Below are 17212 nucleotides of genomic sequence, written 5' to 3' on the forward strand. Positions count from 1 at the left end.
CCGCTTTGGTTCCGAGCGCTGCGCATTCGGCCGTCAGCCCGGTCGACAATCGCCATCGAGCCCATCGTTTTGCGAGATCCATGAGCCATGGTCGGGTGATCCGATCGAAGCGGATCGTCACCCGGTTCGCCGCTGCGATCTGCAGGGCGCGCATGTTCCACACGTCTTTGCCGAACTCGCTCTCCCACGGATCCGGTGCGGGGCTCAGCGGCTCTTCGGTTTGGGGTCGGGTTCCCGGCACCGGTCGAAGCGACAGTCCGGGGTTCGGGCGACTCACAACGTCACCGACTGGTTGGTGAACCAGCCGGCATCAACGAGTGCGCGTCGCGCGTCGTCGCTGGTCAGGTGCCCGTACGTACTGATCGTGGTGGTCAGCGAGGCGTGACCGAGCAATTTCGACACCACCTCGACAGGCACCTTGTCGCGCAGCATGCGGGTGGCGTAGGTGTGCCGGTACCAGTGCGGATCGAAATCGATGCCTGTGTCGCGTCGTAATCGACATACCAAGGCGTGGGTTGCGGCATAGGTCAGCGGTCGACCGTGCGGGCGACCCCACAGGTTGACGAACACGTAGTCGCTGTCCAACTCGCCGTACTCGGCATGTAGATAGTCGGCGTAGAGGCGGATCAAACCGACGCTGACCGGGATTGTCCGCGGATGCGGTGATTTGGAGCGGGCGCCGTTGGAGTTGGTCCGACGACGGATGGTGATTTCGCGTTCGGCGGCTTCGATGTCTTCATGGCGTAATCCGAGGGCTTCACCTATACGGACACCTGTGTCGTAGAGCAGTGCGAACAGCAGTCGGTCGCGAAGGTGTTCGCACGAATCGAGAATCGTCTGGACCTCGATGGCAGTAAGAATTCGCGGCAGCTTAGAAGTGGTCGGCAGCTTCACTGTTCGCCGTGACTTCGGGGCGGTCTTGCTGATGTGGTGCAGGAACGGTTTCCACGCGCCGCGGTGCCCGCCGGTCTGCCAGGAGCTCATCAACTCGCCCAGGTCGACACCGTGGCGGGCCGCATGTTGGTAGAAGACTGAAACCGTGGACAGTTTTCGGTTCACTGTGCTCTCGCTGCAGTATTGCTCGACCGAGGGCAACACCGACACCGCCGAGCGCCGAACCCCTGGTGGGCGTCGTAGCCATCGAATGAAGCCGCCGACATCCTCCAACTGGACTCTGTGCCAATCGCATTCACGCTCGCGAAGGAAGGTGAACCAATCCTTCAGGTCGTGGGCGTGTGCCTTGATCGTGTTCGGTGAGCGTTCGGTATCGGAGAGGTAGCGCAGATAGCGTTCTACCGGCTCGACAACCCCGTCGTCGTCGAGCAGCGTGAACGACACCGCATCATTGACTGGATCCAGTACTCGCATCACACGCAACTGCGCCTCCCGCTACCTCCGTCATGGACGGCAGCGACGGTAATCCGTCCAGAGCGCAGCTTCCAGTACCGGAGAACAGCCTGAACTACATGCTGGACGGCTATCTACCGACTACAGATATCGAATGTAGGTGGGACGTTGCCGACGTCGGGACAGCCGGAATACGCACACCAGCATCGGTCCGGCATTCCTCGCCGGACCGTGCTCACCTCCGCGGCTGTTGCAGCTTTCGCAGCAGCGGCTGCAGGAGCGCTCGGCAATCCCGCGCGCGCGAGAGCTGTGCCGTCGAACTCCGGATCCCTACTCGTCGGCCGAGGCATCGCCGACATGACGGGCGAAATCCTCGGGGCAGGCATGAACGGCTACGGGTCGTTCGAACAGACCGCCACAGGTCTGCACCTACGCCAGCGCTCGCGCGCATTCGTCTTCCAGGACACTGCAAACAACACCCGGCTCGTGCACGTCACCGCCGAGACCGGGCTGATGTTTCAGAGCACCTTCGAAGAGGTCCTGCGGAGACTCGGCGCGCAATTCGGCAATCTCTACCACCGCGGAAACGTTCTGCTCTCGGCCACACACACGCATGCAGGGCCGGGCGGCAACTCCGGTCATCTGCTCTACGACATCACGGTCACGGGCTTCCGCCCGGCGACCTTCGAAGCGAATGTGGCAGGCATCGTCGAATCGATCATCAAGGCGCACAACGATATTGCCCCGGCCATCGTCGGACTCACCCGTTCCAGCCTGAGCGACGCAGGAGTCAACCGGTCGGCACCCGCGTTCGACAACGACCCCGCGACCGACAGGGCAGCATTCCCCGACCGCATCGACCCGCAGTCGACGACGCTGCACATCAGCCGCGGCGGCACCGTCGACGGCGTCATCAACTGGTTCGCAACTCACGGCACGTCGATGAAGGCGACGAACACGATCGTCAGTAGCGACAACAAGGGCTACGCCGCCTACCGCTGGGAACGCGAAGAAGTAGGTGTCGACTACCTCGCGAACAACAACAGCATCGTTGCGGCGTTCGCCCAGAGCAACCCCGGCGACATCTCGCCCAACCTCGACCTGCAGCCCGGCGAGGGACCGACCGACGACGAATTCCAGAACACCAGAATCATCGGCGACCGCCAATATCAAGCCGCGCGTTCACAATCGGGCGGTACCGGCATCGGTGGCGGCGTCGACATTCGCTGGCGCTACGTCGACATGAGCAACGTGATCGTCGCACCCGAATTCACCGGCGACGGTCGCGAACACAAGACCGCGCCTGCAATGCTCGGCGCTTCCTTCGCCGCAGGAAGCCAAGAAGACGGCGGTGCAGGGGAAGACTTTCCGTTCAACGAAGGCGAACGCGGCGGGAATCCGATGGTCCGCGCTGTCACCGACCAGATCTTCGCGATCACGCCCGCCATTCTCGCCGCCCAGGCTCCGAAGGAGATCCTGCTGCCAGTCGGCCTCGTTCCTGGTGTCGTGCAACAGGTCTTCCCGTTCTACGTCGTCCGCGTCGGCTCGCTCCACCTCGTCTCGCTGCCGTTCGAAGTGACAATCGTCTCCGGACTTCGACTGCGTCGCACCGTATCCGAGATTCTCGGTGCACCGACCGATTCGATCATCATCCAGGGTTACACAAACGCCTACGGCCACTACCTCACGACGCCGGAGGAGTACGACACCCAGAACTACGAGGGCGGCGCAACGCTGTTCGGCCGGTGGCAACTTCCTGCGGTCACGCAGATCGTCGCCCAACTTGCCACCGCTCTTCGCGACGGAACGCCCGTCGACCCCGGCGGGCCCGCAGGCGACGACGCCACGGCTCGAATTCCGGTCAGTCCGAGCGGGCAACCGATCGTCGACATGCCTCCCGCAGGGCGAGCCTTCGGCGACGTTCTTGCCGAGCCAGCAGCGGCGTATGCGACGGGCCAACAGGCGAAAGCTGTTTTCGCGGGGGCGAATCCGAACAACAACCTACGACGAGGCGACACCTACCTCACCGTCGAGCGCAAAGACGGTGCCGCATGGAAGCGCGTCGCCGACGACGGTGACTGGTCCACCAAGCTGCTCGTCGAGCAGAACCTGCTCGTCACCACGATCACGGTCACGTGGGACATTCCGTCCGGTCAGCAACCCGGAACACATCGCATCGTCTATCAGGGCGATGCACGCGACATCTCAGGCCGGGTGTTCCCGATCAGAGGCGCAAGCCGGGAATTCGAAATTGCATAGGGCGGCTCCGCCGCTCGTGAGTCTTTTCGGAGGGCCGGCCCTCTGCAAGAGACTCACAAGCGCGGAGCGCCTAATTCGACGGCCGCCGCCGGGTTGTCGCGCGAGTTGTCCTTGAGGGCAACGCCCGAGCGGCCGAGAGCACGGGCGCCCTCGACAAGTCCTGCCGCAATCCGAGCGGCCACCGTGTAGCCGAGCCCCTCCGGCGGGTGGATGTTCGAGATGCAGTTGCGGTCCGCGTCGGTACGACTCGTGTCGGGCAGATGGGTGAGGTAGATGCCGAGGCTGTCCGCGACCGACAGACCCGGCCGCTCACCGATGAGCACGATGACCGTTCGCACCCCCATCGCGACGGCGATGTGGTCGCCGAGCGCGACGCGTGCCTCCGTTGCGATGACGGGCGGAGCGAGGGAGTATCCGTCGCCGAGTTCGGTGGCGAGCGCGGCAAGCAGACCGGCGCCGTGTTCCATCAGCGCCAGCGGTGAAAGTCCATCGCTCAGCACGAATCCCACGTCCGCATCGGTGCGCGGCACAGCGGTGAGATCGTCGGGCTGGCGACCGAGATCGGGACGCCTCAGGTACTCACCTCGTGAGGTAGCGAGGCTGGTTACGACGACCGGATCGCCGATGCCGACCGCCGCTACGGCAGCAACCAACGTGTCCACATCGAGCGGGACATGCACTGCATCGCGCGCTGCCGCATGGGCGGCCTTGAACTCGAGGACCCGCTGAGTTGGCAACGAATCCCCCGCCCGACCGAGCCCGATCCGCGACTGGGTGCTCTGGCGCAGCTCGTCCCAGAATGCCGCGGTACTGAGCTCTGTCACGACACCCTCGCAGGAGGTGCGGTCAGGGCATTCAGCGGCGACTCCCCGATGTCGATCGACAGGATTCGACCGGCGCGATCGGTCATTCCGAGTCGATGCAGCCAGGCCTCGAATTCAGGTGCGGGCCGCAGACCGAGCACCTGCCGAACGTAGAGCGCGTCGTGGAACGACAGACTCTGGTAGCCGAGCATCACATCGTCGGCACCGGGCACCGCAATGACGAATGCCGCGCCTGCTGCGCCGAGCAGGGTCAGCAGGTTGTCCATGTCGTCCTGGTCGGCCTCTGCGTGGTTCGTGTAGCAGACGTCGACGCCCATTGGCAGCCCCAGCAACTTGCCGCAGAAATGATCTTCCAGGCCTGCGCGGATGATCTGCTTGCCGTCGTAGAGATATTCCGGGCCGATGAACCCGACGACGGTGTTGACGAGCAACGGTTCCAAATCCCGCGCTACGGCGTAGGCCCGCGTCTCCAAGGTCTGCTGGTCGACGGGCGCGCCACCGGTACCGAGATGGCAACCGGAACTCAACGCCGACCCCTGACCGGTCTCGAGGTACATCACGTTGTTGCCGACGGTGCCACGGCCGAGCGATCGCCCTGCCGCATTGGCTTCCCGCAGCAACGAAATATCAACGCCGAAGCCGGAATTCGCGCCCTGCGTACCTGCGATCGATTGGAAGACCAGGTCGACGGGCACACCCTTGCCGATCAGTTCCATCGTCGTCGTGACGTGGCTGAGCACACACGACTGCGCTGGAATCTCGTACCGCAGCCGGATGTCGTCCAACAGATACAGCAGGTCCGCTGTCGCCTTGGGAGAATCGGTGGCCGGGTTGATTCCGATCACCGCGTCACCACAGCCGAGCAACAGACCGTCCAACGTCGACGCCGCGATACCGCGCGGATCGTCGGTCGGATGGTTGGGCTGCAACCGAGTGCTCAGCCGGCCGGGCAGCCCGACCGTCGTTCGGAATGCAGCTGTCACTGACGCTGCACGAGCGACCGCGATCAGATCCTGGTTGCGCATGATCTTGCTGACCGCCGCAACCATTTCCGGCGTCAAAGCACCGGCGACCGTCGTCAATTGCGTCGCCGGGTCGGTGCCTGCCGCTACGTCCAACAGCCAATCCCGCAGACCGCCGACGATCAGGTGCGACAACATCCGAAACGCAACGCGATCGTGGGAGTCGATGATCAGCCGCGTCACTTCGTCGTCCTCGTACGGCACGACGAGTTCCTCCAGGAAGACGTCGAGCGGCATGTCCGCAAGGGCCCACTGTGCTGCTGCGCGTTCGGCATCCGACGCTGCCGCACAGCCGGCGAGTTCGTCACCCGATCGTCGCGGTGTCGCCTTCGCGAGCAGATCGACAATGCCGTTGAAGGAGTAGGTGACTCCCCCGATCCGATGCGAGTACGCCTTCTGCAGCGATCCCGTCATTCCAGATCTTCTTCGGCTTTGGCCAGAATCGCGAACTCCTCGTCGGGCGAGTTGGCGACCAGGTGGTGCCGGCTGTAGAGCCCGAAGTACGCCATGAACGCACCGAATGCCACGAACGTCCACAGAGCTGCAACAGGATCGACGAGGAACGTCGCGACGACGGCAGCCGCGGCGATCACGAGTGCGAACCCTGTTGTCACGATGCCGCCGGGAGTGCGGTAGGGCCGCGGCATTTCCGGCTCCCGAACACGAAGCACGATGTGGCTGACCATCATCAGGACGTAGCTGACGGCCGCACCGAAGACAGCCATGTTGAGCAGCATCGCGCCTTCGCCGGTCAGCGAGAGGACGAAGCCGATCACGCCGGGAACTACGAGGGCGAGTGTCGGTGCCTTTCGCGAATTGGTAACCGACAGATTCTTGGGTAGGTACCCGGCTCGCGAGAGGGCGAACGTCTGGCGTGAGTAGGCGTACATGATCGAGAAGAAGCTGGCGACGAGGCCTGCCAAACCGATGTAGTTGACGACCTTCGCCACGGTTCCGTCACCGAGTGCCTCGACCAAAGGATTGCCCGACACCGACAGCGCGCCCGCACCTAGGGCTCCCGTAGCGAGAAGCAAGACGGCCGCTGCGGTGATCAGCAGCACCAACATGGCGATGATGATGCCCTTCGGCACGTTCTTCTCGGGATCGCGAGCTTCCTCGGCGGCGAGCGGAACACCTTCCACGGCAAGGAAGAACCAGATGGCGAACGGCACCGCCGCCCAAATTCCGAAGAATCCGAACGGGAGGAACGACGACGCTCCGACGGCATCGGTCGCGGGGATGTCGGTCAGATTGCCTGATTCGAAAAGGCCGATCGACGCGACAGCGAACACCAGGAGACCGACCAGCGCGATCGCGGTGATGACGAACATCGCCTTGAGCGCTTCGCCCGCACCCGTCAGGTGGATGCCGATGAAGATCGCGTACACGGCGAGGTAGATCCACCAACCGTCGGTGATGCCGAACAGATCGAGCGACTCGACGTACGACCCGATGAAGGTGGCAATTGCTGCCGGTGCGATCGCGTACTCGATGAGAATGGCTGTGCCCGTCGCGAATCCGCCCCATGGGCCAAGTGCGCGACGAGCGAATGTGTAGCCACCACCAGCTGCGGGCAACGCGGACGACAGTTCGGCCATGCCGAGCACCATCGCGAGGTACATCGCGGCGATGACGATCGCCGCGATCATCAGACCACCGAACCCACCCTCCGCGAGACCGTTGTTCCAACCTGCGTAGTCACCCGAGATGACGTAGCTGACACCGAGGCCCGCCAGCAGCAACCAGCCGGCGGTGCCCTTTTTCAGTGTTCGTTTGGCGAGATAGTCGCCTGCCTCGTCATGGGATTCGGTTCCGCCGTGACGTCCTGCGCCTGCTTTGGTTGCGGCATCTTTGGGCGGGGGCTCAGCGATCGACATGGTTGTTCCTCTTCATCTACTCCGATCGGAGTAGATGAATGGTGTGCGGGGTACCGGCATTCGACCGGCACGCGACGACGGGCGCCTGGATATCTTGTGAGACAACAGGCTTGTAAACACGATAGGCTGGCCGATCGTTGCGATGATGAGCCGTGCGTGACGACGAAGTTACGTGCATTTATTTCACCGCATTCAGCGGCGAATGGGAACCGGGCAGGCCTCGGAAGCTTCGGCGACAACCTGGGGTGCGTCGGGCGGGAGTGGCCGCCGACCCTCTTCCCAATCGACGCCGACGAACAGCGGCTCCGAGCCGAGAAGCTCGTTCTCCTCGGCCGTGAATGCGCGTGCTCTGCTGAGGAATCGCATGCCTTCCGGCGTTTCGAGGCTGAAGCCCGAGCCGCGACCGGGCACCGCATCCAGGATCAGCTGGGTGTGTTTCCATGCCTCGAACTGGGAACCCGAGATCCAGACCGCCATCGCGTCTGCGCCATCGGGCAGGTCCTTGGGAATCTCGCCGACCTCGAGCCGCAGATCGACGACGCCGAGCAACACGTCACGGTCGCCGACGATGAACTCCCCGTTGGGGTAGCACATCGGCGACGACCCGTCACAGCACCCGCCGGACTGATGCATCATCAGTCCACCGTGGATCCCGCGGAGGCGACGCAATAGGTCCATCGCCTCCGCGGTAGCTACGAGCCTGGCAACCATCAGAGGTTGCCCGAAGGCCCGGTGACAACGAAGCAGTTGTTCATCAGAAGAAGCCCATTGCCTTCGGGGCGTAGCTGACGAGCAGGTTCTTCGTCTGCTGGTAGTGATCCAGCATCATCTTGTGGTTCTCGCGTCCGATGCCGGACTGCTTGTAACCACCGAAGGCGGCGTGCGCGGGGTACTGGTGGTAGGTGTTCGTCCACACCCGGCCCGCCTTGATGTCGCGGCCTGCTCGGTACGCGGTGCCGCCGTCACGCGACCACACGCCTGCGCCGAGGCCGTAGAGGGTGTCGTTGGCCTGGGAGATGGCGTCGTCGTAATCGGTGAACGAGGCGACGGAGACAACCGGTCCGAAGATCTCTTCCTGGAAGATCCGCATCTTGTTGTGGCCGGTGAAGATCGTCGGCTGCACGTAGTACCCGCCGTTGAGGTCGCCGCCGAGCTGGGCGCGCTCGCCGCCGGTGACGAGCTGGGCACCTTCACCCTTGCCGATCTCGATGTAGGAGAGGATCTTCTCGAGCTGATCGTTGGATGCCTGCGCACCGATCATCGTCTCGGAGTCGAGCGGATTGCCTTGGCGCACAGCCTTTGTCCTGATGGCGGCCAGTGCGAGGAACTCGTCGTAGATGTCCGACTGGATCAGCGAACGCGACGGGCAGGTGCAGACCTCACCCTGGTTGAGGGCGAACATCGTGAAGCCTTCGAGCGCCTTGTCCTGGTAGTCGTCGTTGGCGGAGAGCACATCGGAGAAGAAGATGTTGGGGCTCTTGCCACCGAGTTCCAGCGTGACCGGAATCAGGTTCTGCGAGGCGTACTGCATGATCAGGCGACCCGTTGTGGTCTCGCCGGTGAACGCGATCTTCGCGATTCGGTTGCTCGAAGCGAGCGGCTTACCTGCCTCGGTGCCGAAGCCGTTGACGATGTTGAGCACGCCGGCGGGCAGCAGATCGCCGATGACGGAAATCAAGTACAGGATCGAGGCCGGAGTCTGCTCGGCCGGCTTCAGCACGATCGCGTTGCCTGCAGCCAAAGCGGGTGCGAGCTTCCATACAGCCATGAGGATCGGGAAGTTCCACGGAATGATCTGCCCGACAACGCCGAGCGGCTCGTGGAAGTGGTAGGCGACGGTGTCCACGTCGATCTCGGACAGCGAACCTTCCTGTGCCCGAATGGCTCCCGCGAAGTAGCGGAAGTGATCGATGGCGAGAGGGATGTCGGCTGCGAGCGTCTCGCGGATGGGCTTTCCGTTGTCCCACGATTCGGCGAGCGCGATGGACTCGAGGTTCTCTTCGATCCGATCGGCGATCTTGTTGAGGATGACGGCGCGTTCTGCTGCCGACGTCTTGCCCCATGCGGGTGCTGCGGCATGCGCTGCATCGAGGGCGAGTTCGATGTCTTCTGCTGTCGAGCGGGCGACCTCACAGAAGTTCTCACCGGTGACGGGAGTCGGGTTTTCGAAGTACTGACCCTTGACCGGCGCGACCCACTGTCCACCGATCCAGTTGTCGTAGCGGGATTGGAAAGACATGAGGGCATCTTCGGTCCCTGGGCGGGCGAAAACAGTCATCGAGGCTCCTTGTTAGATCACATAAACTTCCTGTGATCCAGAACACTACGAGCGCGACGTTGCAACAACGTTGGGTAAATCCGACCTACCCGCGCAACTCGCGATCCAGCAGCGCAATTCGGGCTCTGACCTGGGCATACAGGGACGATCGCGGATCGAGCGAACCGAGGTACGCCGTCCAGGCGGACAGGTCTTCGCGACCGTCGACCGACGACGTCCACCGCCGGAGCAGGTCTGTGTCGGCACTACGCAGCAGCGCGGCTTGCACCCGCGCACGGAGTTCTTCGCGCACCCGATAGACCCCGGGTGCATCCGAGGACGGCAGCACCGGTCCGGCGTAGTGCGCAACAGCAGACCGGACGTCGCCTCGATCGAGGCCGGCTCGCACGTCGCCGATGTCGGAGTCCATCGCTGCAAGAAGTCGGTACGGTCGCGATCCGAGGACGTCGGATCCGAGGATCTTGCGCAGCCGAGACACTTCGGCACGGATGGTGACGGGATCGAGCACACCTTCGTCGAGCAGCATTGCGATGTGCTCGGCGCCCAACCCCTCCGGATGGTCGAGCAGCAGAAGCAGAATTTCGGCGTGCCTGCGCGACAACGCAATTCGCTCACCCGCACGCACAAGTGCCGGACGCGAACCGAGCACCTCGAGGCGCGGGGGGCGACGGTCGAGCGGAGACGCGTTGAGCACATGGAACCGCAGTTCGGATTCGGCAGCGGCAACGGTCGCCCGGATCAGCGACAGCACTTCGGGTACCGCCACACGGGGACCGCCCGTGATGTCGATGGCCCCGAGTATCCGACCACTCACCGGATCGTGGACGGGTGCCGCGGAGCAACTCCAGTCGTGCACGGTGCGACTGAAGTGCTCGGCACCGAAGATCTGAACGCAATGGTCCAAAGCGATCGAGGTACCGGGAGCGTTGGTGCCGACACTGTCCTCGCTCCAGTCCGCACCTTCGGTGAAGTTGATTCCGACCGCTCTGTCCTTTGCCGCGGTGTCGCCCTCGACCCACAGCAGCCGACCGTGCGCATCGGTGATCGCGACGAGCAATCCGGTGTCGGCGGCGTCCTCGACGAGCAACTTGCGAATCACGGGTCTGATCAACGCCATCGGGTGAGTCGACCGGTACTGCTCCAACTCGGAACCGCTCAAGGACGAGACGCCCGACGACCGATCCGGATCGACACCGTTGCTGCGACTGCGCTGCCACGAATCGAGGACAACGGTCCGCACGCCGTCTGCGCCGGCGCTGTCGACGAACGACTGATGCGCCGACGACACTCGACGTGCGAGCGACACGACATCATCCCCTGGGTGCAGTGCAATCCAAGGGTTGGCGTGCGCAGTCGGCTGCGTCGTCATCAGGCGAGCGTCTCCCGTCGTTGCTCTCTACTGTAACGCGGCTCACACCGGCAATGTTCCGTGAGACGCGTGTCAGCCACCACTGGTGATCAACTCCGCGGCCAGTTCGCGCATTTCGATCTTGCGGACCTTACCTGTGACGGTCATCGGAAATTCGTCGACGATGTGGACGTACCGCGGAATCTTGTAATGCGCGAGTTTGCCGGTGCAAAACGCTTTGACCGCGTCGACGTCAAGTGGTGTCGCGCCGTCCTTCATCCGAATCCACGCCATCAGCTCTTCGCCGTACTTCTCGTCGGGGACGCCGATCACCTGGGCGTCGAGAATGTCGGGATGCGAGTACAGGAATTCCTCGATCTCCCGCGGGTAGACGTTCTCGCCGCCACGGATCACCATGTCCTTGATGCGGCCCGTGATCGCCACGTAGCCGTCGGCGTCCATCGTGCCGATGTCGCCGGTGTGCATCCACCGCGCCGCGTCGATGGCGTCGGCAGTCTTGTCGGCGTCGTTCCAGTAGCGGAGCATCACCGAATAGCCGCGGGTGCACAGCTCGCCGGCCTCGCCTCGCCGGACCGTCGATCCGGTCGCCGGGTCGACGATCTTGATTTCCAGATGCGGGCCGACCTGCCCGACCGTCGCGGTCCGCTGGTCGATCGTGTCGTCGGCCCTGGTCTGCGTCGACACCGGCGACGTCTCGGTCATGCCGTAACAGATGGACACCTCGCTCATCCCCATCCGTTCGATGACCTGCTTCATCACCTCGACCGGGCACGGTGACCCTGCCATGATCCCGGTTCGCAGACTGGACAGGTCGAAGGTGTCGAAGGAGGGTTCGGACAGCTCAGCGATGAACATCGTCGGCACACCGTAGAGCGAGGTGCATCGTTCTGCCTCGACGGCGGCCAAGGTCTCCTTCGGATCGAACGCAGGGGCCGGGATCACCATCGCGGCTCCGTGAGTCGTCGCAGCGAGGTTTCCCATCACCATCCCGAAGCAGTGATAGAACGGCACCGGAATGCAGATGCGATCAACCTCGGTGTAGTTGCACAGCTCGCCGACGAAGTAGCCGTTGTTCAGGATGTTGTGGTGACTCAACGTCGCACCCTTCGGGAAACCTGTTGTCCCCGAGGTGTATTGAATGTTGATCGGATCGTCGGACGAGAGCTGCGCCTGCGCCCTTGCCAGCGCGTCATGCTCGGCCGCACTACCGACCCCCAACAGTGCTGCCCACTCGTCGCGACCGATCACAACCACACGCGACAGGTCGGGACAGCTCGGACGAACCTCATCGATCATCTCGACGTAGTTCGACGTCTTGAACTCCGCGGCGGCGACGATCATCACAATGCCCGCCTGCTTCAGCACGTACTGCAATTCGTGCGACCGATAGGCGGGGTTGATGTTGACGAGGATCTCGCCGATCTTCGCGGTTGCGTACTGCACGATCGTCCACTCGGCGCAGTTGGGCGACCAGATGCCGACCCTGTCGCCCTTGCCTATTCCAGCGTCGAGCAGACCGAGCGCAAGCGCGTCGACGTCGGCAGCAAGTTCTCGGTAGGTCCAGCGACGACCCGCCGCGCGATCGACGAGTGCGTCACGGTCGCCGAACGATTCGACTGTTCGGTCGAAGTTGTCGCCGATGGTGTCGCCGAGCAGCGGCTTGGTCGACGGACCCGACGCGTAGCTCGGTTGGGTCGAATGATTCGAGAATGCGCTCATACCGTCCGACGGTAGTGACACCACTCACACTCGACTACCCCCGAACGGGGGCACCTTCCGTTGCCTACGCTTCTTTCGCCCGCATCGCCGCGCCCGTGATGTTGTTGACCATGCCCTTGAAGATGATCCCGTGGAACGGGACGAGCGCATACCAGTAACTCCTGCCCGCGATGCCACGCGGAAGGAAGATCGCGCGTTGATCGAGCCGCGACCGCCCTGGCCCGGTCGACTCGACCCGCCATTCGAGCCACGCTCCGCCAGGAGCACGCATCTCCGCACGCAGCCGCAGCAGCGTGCCGCGCTCGATGTGCTCGACGCGCCAGAAATCCAGCGCATCACCGGTGTGCAGACGCTTGGGATCTCTGCGCCCACGTTTGAGGCCGACGCCGCCTGCTGCGCGATCGAGCCACCCACGCACCGACCACGCCACCGGGAACGAATACCAGCCGTTCTCGCCGCCGATACTCTCGATCACCGCCCAGACCGTCTCGGCGTCGGCGTCGCATTCCTTGCCTCGCTCGTCGGTGTAGACGATCTCACCCGCCCAGTCCGGATCGGACGGGAGCGGATCCGACGGGGCACCCGCAGACGAGGCGCTCGCCCAATTCGTCTCTACCTCACCGGTTTCCACCTTGTGCAGGGCGAGACGAACAGCTTCGCGATAGGGAATCAGGCCTTCGTCGGGCCGGGAGATCAATTGATCGATGTCGTGTTCTTTCATCACAGCGTCGTTGTCGATCGACTCGATCAGCGCGCTGCCTATCGCCTTCGGAATCGGCGTCACGAAGCTGATCCAGAGTCCCGCAAGTCGAGGTGTGAGCACCGGGAGGACGATGATCCGACGACGCCGCAGACCGGCAACCTCCGCGTAGCCCTTCATCATGTCCGCGTAGCGCAGCACGTCGGGGCCGCCGATGTCGTACGTCCGGCTGGTTTCGATCGGTGCATGTGCAGATTCGACGAGGTAGTGCAGCACGTCCCTGACCGCGATCGGCTGGATCAGGTTGTTCACCCACTTCGGGGTTGTCATCACCGGAAGCCGGTTCGTCAGGTGGCGCATCATTTCGAACGACGCCGACCCGGATCCGATGACGATGCCGGCCTGCAGCACGATCGTCGGGACCCCCGAGCCGATCAAAATTTCGCCGACCTGCGTGCGGGACCGCAAATGTGGCGACAGGTCCGACTCGTCGGGGTGCAGACCACCGAGGTAGACGATGCGTCCGACACCGGCGGCGACGGCCGCTTTGGCTACGTTCTCCGCGCCGATCCGTTCGGCGTCGACGAACTCTCCACCGGAGGACATCGAGTGCACGAGGTAGTACACGACATCGATCGACTCGAATGCGGCTACCAGCGAATCCGCGTCACTGAGGTCGCCGCGCGCGATCTCGACGTCGTCCGCCCACGGCACGTCGTTCAATTTCTCGGGTGAGCGGGCCAGGACCCGCACACGATGACCTTGGGCCAACAACAGCGGGGCCAGCCTGCCACCGATGTACCCTGTCGCCCCCGTCACAAGTACGCGAAGCTCGCCCATCAGTTGTCTCCCATCGTTCGACAGTGCCACCACTGCGCGGGTACCCCCACACGAACAGGATATCGATGCACAATAGATGCATGAGCCGAACCCGCGGGCTGTCCCGCTTACTCGACACCGCGTTGGACCGCGCCGTGGTCCCCGGTTACTCCCGGATCGGGTTTGTTGTTCGACGCAAGAGTTGGGCGAACGACGATCCGGCACCCGACGCCTTGGCCGGCAAAGTCGCGATGGTGACCGGCGCCAATTCCGGTATCGGAAAGTCGACCGCCGAGGGACTTGCTCGGCTCGGCGCGACGGTTTTGCTTGCGGTTCGCAACTCGGAACGAGGCGAACAGGCCCGCAAGGACATCGTTGCGAATGTTCCGGGCGCCGATGTTCGAGTCGAGGTGTGCGACGTCTCCAACCTTGCCGACGTAGCCAATTTTGCTGCCAATCTGATGGCACGCGTCGACAGTGTCGACGTACTCGTGCACAACGCAGGTTTGATGCCACCGACCAGGACAGAGACGAGCGAAGGGCACGAGGTCGCCCTTGCTACCCATGTCCTCGGTCCCGTTCTTCTCACCGAGCGGCTCGCACCGATTCTGTGTGCGGCCGGTGGTGCTCGTGTCATCTTCGTATCGTCCGGCGGGATGTACACCCAGAAGTTGCGTGCCTACGACCCGGAGTTTCGGCACGGCGAGTACAAGGGCGCGGTCGCCTACTCGCGTACGAAACGAATGCAGGTCGCGATCACCCCGTACCTCGCGGAACGCTTTGCACAACAACATATCTCGGTCCACAGCATGCATCCGGGTTGGGCAGATACCCCCGGCGTAGCCGACTCGCTGCCCGCCTTCAAACGGATCACGGGTCCGATTCTGCGAACCGCGGCCGAAGGCGCCGACACCGCGGTTTGGTTGGCGGCGACGCAACCCGAACCGCCGACTGGTCAGTTCTGGCACGACCGTCGCGTCCGGTCGGCGCACTACCTACCGGTGACGAAAGAAAGTGTCGCCGATCTCGAGCGCTTCGTTCGGTTCTGCACGACCGCGACCGAGACGGTGTAACGCCGTAACCTGGACACCTGCGGCCTCGTGCGTCTTTTCGGACGGCCCGACCACCGAAAAGACGCACGAGCCGCGTAGCGACCCGACTGCGGAGGACACTGCTGTGCCCGATTCGACCCCTGCCGATTCCAACATCATCGATCCAAACACCATCGACACCGACCCCGCTGCGATCGTCGACGAGGCTGTGACGCCCCGACGCTCTCGTCGCGCGTGGCTGCGCCTGATCCCCGTATTCGCAATACTGGTGCTGCTGTTCGGGGTGCCGTGGTGGTCCCTGGTCTACTCGTCCGTGGAGTGGCCGACGCCGGTCACCGTCGCTGGAACCGTGTTGTTCGCCGGAGCGCTTGTCGCGCTGCCGATCTTGATGATGCTCGGGCACGGGCGTCGACATCTGGACCGGGCCGCCGTTGCCGGTGACGTGTTGCTCGGAGTCGCGTGGGTGTTGTTCGTATGGACCGTGATCGGCGATATCGCGCGGCTTGCCCTTGTGCTCGCAGGCGTCGACAACCCGACGCGTTCCCGCATCGTTGCGGTTGCGGTCGTTGTCGTCGTTACAGTCCTCCTGGCGTGGGGCCACTACGAGGCAATGCGGATCCCGCGCATCAAGCGCGTCGACGTCACGATCCCCCGACTCGGTGCCGACCTCGACAACGCACGCGTCGTGGTTGTCACCGACACGCACTACGGACCGATCAACCGCGCCAAGTGGTCCGCCGGCTTGGCCGACGCAGTCAACGGTCTCGACGCCGACATCCTGTGCCACGTAGGAGATATCGCCGACGGCACCGTGTCGCAACGTGACAACCAGACGGCACCGCTCGCGTCGATGCGCGCAAAACTTGCTCGCGTCTACGTCACCGGAAATCACGAATACTTCAGCGAAGCGCAGGGCTGGCTCGACTACATGCAGGACATCGGCTGGGACAGCCTGCACAATCGCCACCTCGTCGTCACGCGAGGGGACGCCACCCTGACGATTGCCGGCGTCGACGACGCCACTGCCCGCGCCTCCGGCCTGGCTGGGCACGGCGCCAATCTTGCTGCGGCACTTGCCGGTAGCGATCCGGAGCACCCTATTCTGCTGCTCGCCCATCAGCCCAAACAAATTTCGCAAGCCGTGAGTGCCGGTGTGGACCTCCAGCTTTCGGGACACACCCACGGGGGCCAGATCTGGCCGTTCCGCTATCTGGTCCGACTGGATCAGCCCGTAGTTGCGGGTTTGAGCAAGCACGGCGACCGTACGCAGCTCTACACCAGCCGCGGTTCGGGTTTCTGGGGTCCGCCGTTCCGCATTTTCGCGCCGAGCGAGATCACTGTCCTTACCGTGAAGTCCTCACACTGACCTCGGCCTTGCGGTTTGGTCCAACTCCTTGGCGGCCCGTCGACCACCAGGCATACGGTCCACGAACCGACCGAGGCGCGTGACGGTACTTTCGAGCGGGTCGACGATTTCGGCTAGTCGTTGGATGACGGGCATGGCGTTCGCCAGTAGTCCGGCGCTGGAATCGATACCGGCCGCACTTTTGGAGAGCCCTTCGATGTCGCGAGCGATATCGTGCGCGGATTTATCGATCCCAGCGGCACTCTCACCGAGTTGGGCGATGTTGTCTGCAATGAACTGCGCCGACTTACGTAGCTCCGAAATATCGTCGAGAGTCGACCCAAGGCGGTCGATCAGGTCGAGCACGGCTCGGACCCGGTACAGCACGAGCGATATGCCCTGCGGATGCGAAACCGCGAGATCTGCCGATCGACCTGCATCGTGTCCTTCGATCAACTCTCGGCCATCCAAACTCTCGCAATACGCCAGTGACTGATGGCAGATTACCGTATCCGCTACATCCCCGCACGCAAGGACATGCGACACCAGGCACCGGGACGAACTGGTCGCCAATCACGTTGTTCGACAGCGTATTACAAAA

General features: G+C 63.4%; 14 protein-coding genes. 3 read left to right on the forward strand and 11 right to left on the reverse strand.

All coding sequences use genetic code 11. From position 1 onward, the window contains the following. Together ACHIRB_RS02575 and ACHIRB_RS02580 are read right to left on the reverse strand one after the other, a co-directional pair. Nucleotides 1-277 (reverse strand): hypothetical protein (locus ACHIRB_RS02575; RefSeq protein ID WP_395127596.1); only part of this gene is annotated, 277 nt, incomplete at its 3' end. Next, complete coding sequence (locus tag ACHIRB_RS02580) at nt 274-1368, reverse strand: site-specific integrase (RefSeq protein ID WP_395113201.1); 1095 nt, start codon at nt 1366-1368, stop codon at nt 274-276. The genes ACHIRB_RS02580 and ACHIRB_RS02575, both read right to left, overlap by 4 nt. A 147-nt stretch (nt 1369-1515) precedes the next feature. Here ACHIRB_RS02580 and ACHIRB_RS02585 point away from each other — a divergent pair, with 147 nt between their 5' ends. Beyond that, nucleotides 1516-3606, forward strand: coding sequence for a neutral/alkaline ceramidase (locus ACHIRB_RS02585; protein ID WP_395113182.1), 2091 nt, complete (start codon nt 1516-1518; stop codon nt 3604-3606). A gap of 53 nt (nt 3607-3659) precedes the next feature. On the opposite strand, the gene eutC is transcribed toward ACHIRB_RS02585, so the two are convergent. The 8 genes from eutC to ACHIRB_RS02625 all read right to left on the reverse strand — a co-directional run bounded on the left by eutC (nt 3660) and on the right by ACHIRB_RS02625 (nt 14235). Continuing rightward, nucleotides 3660-4430: an ethanolamine ammonia-lyase subunit EutC gene (gene eutC, locus ACHIRB_RS02590; protein WP_395125787.1), complete on the reverse strand. Its 771-nt coding sequence runs from the start codon at nt 4428-4430 to the stop codon at nt 3660-3662. Continuing rightward, nucleotides 4427-5866 (reverse strand): ethanolamine ammonia-lyase subunit EutB, encoded by a 1440-nt coding sequence (locus tag ACHIRB_RS02595; RefSeq protein ID WP_395125786.1) that lies wholly within the window; start codon nt 5864-5866, stop codon nt 4427-4429. The genes eutC and ACHIRB_RS02595 overlap by 4 nt, the downstream gene beginning before the upstream one ends. Then, complete coding sequence (gene eat / locus ACHIRB_RS02600) at nt 5863-7329, reverse strand: ethanolamine permease (RefSeq protein WP_395113179.1); 1467 nt, start codon at nt 7327-7329, stop codon at nt 5863-5865. The genes ACHIRB_RS02595 and eat overlap by 4 nt, the downstream gene beginning before the upstream one ends. A 192-nt stretch (nt 7330-7521) precedes the next feature. Further along, nucleotides 7522-8040 carry a DUF779 domain-containing protein gene (locus ACHIRB_RS02605; protein WP_395113178.1) on the reverse strand — a complete coding sequence of 173 codons (519 nt, stop codon included), beginning with the start codon at nt 8038-8040 and terminating at the stop codon, nt 7522-7524. A 43-nt stretch (nt 8041-8083) separates the two neighbouring features. Then, on the reverse strand, nt 8084-9607 hold the full coding sequence (gene adh, locus ACHIRB_RS02610) for an aldehyde dehydrogenase (RefSeq protein ID WP_199703414.1): 1524 nt from the start codon (nt 9605-9607) through the stop codon (nt 8084-8086). A gap of 85 nt (nt 9608-9692) precedes the next feature. After that, nucleotides 9693-10976, reverse strand: coding sequence for a sigma-54-dependent transcriptional regulator family protein (locus tag ACHIRB_RS02615; protein WP_199703415.1), 1284 nt, complete (start codon nt 10974-10976; stop codon nt 9693-9695). 72 nt (nt 10977-11048) lie between these two features. After that, a complete protein-coding gene (locus ACHIRB_RS02620; protein ID WP_395125785.1) occupies nt 11049-12695 on the reverse strand; it encodes an AMP-binding protein in 1647 nt (548 codons plus the stop codon). Between the two features lie 64 nt (nt 12696-12759). Continuing rightward, nucleotides 12760-14235 (reverse strand): SDR family oxidoreductase, encoded by a 1476-nt coding sequence (locus tag ACHIRB_RS02625; RefSeq protein ID WP_395113175.1) that lies wholly within the window; start codon nt 14233-14235, stop codon nt 12760-12762. Nucleotides 14236-14315: 80 nt separating this feature from the next. Between ACHIRB_RS02625 and ACHIRB_RS02630 the strand changes: the two genes are divergently transcribed. Then, nucleotides 14316-15287 carry an SDR family NAD(P)-dependent oxidoreductase gene (locus tag ACHIRB_RS02630; RefSeq protein ID WP_395125784.1) on the forward strand — a complete coding sequence of 324 codons (972 nt, stop codon included), beginning with the start codon at nt 14316-14318 and terminating at the stop codon, nt 15285-15287. Nucleotides 15288-15438: 151 nt separating this feature from the next. Continuing rightward, nucleotides 15439-16632 carry a metallophosphoesterase gene (locus tag ACHIRB_RS02635; protein WP_395125789.1) on the forward strand — a complete coding sequence of 398 codons (1194 nt, stop codon included), beginning with the start codon at nt 15439-15441 and terminating at the stop codon, nt 16630-16632. Here ACHIRB_RS02635 and ACHIRB_RS02640 read toward each other — a convergent pair. After that, nucleotides 16624-17067 (reverse strand): hypothetical protein, encoded by a 444-nt coding sequence (locus tag ACHIRB_RS02640; RefSeq protein ID WP_395125783.1) that lies wholly within the window; start codon nt 17065-17067, stop codon nt 16624-16626. The two genes, ACHIRB_RS02635 and ACHIRB_RS02640, sit on opposite strands and share 9 nt — an antisense overlap. Nucleotides 17068-17212 lie beyond the last annotated feature (145 nt).

The sequence above is a fragment of the Antrihabitans spumae genome (assembly GCF_043944905.1).
In the GTDB taxonomy this organism is placed as follows: Bacteria; Actinomycetota; Actinomycetes; order Mycobacteriales; family Mycobacteriaceae; genus Antrihabitans; species Antrihabitans spumae.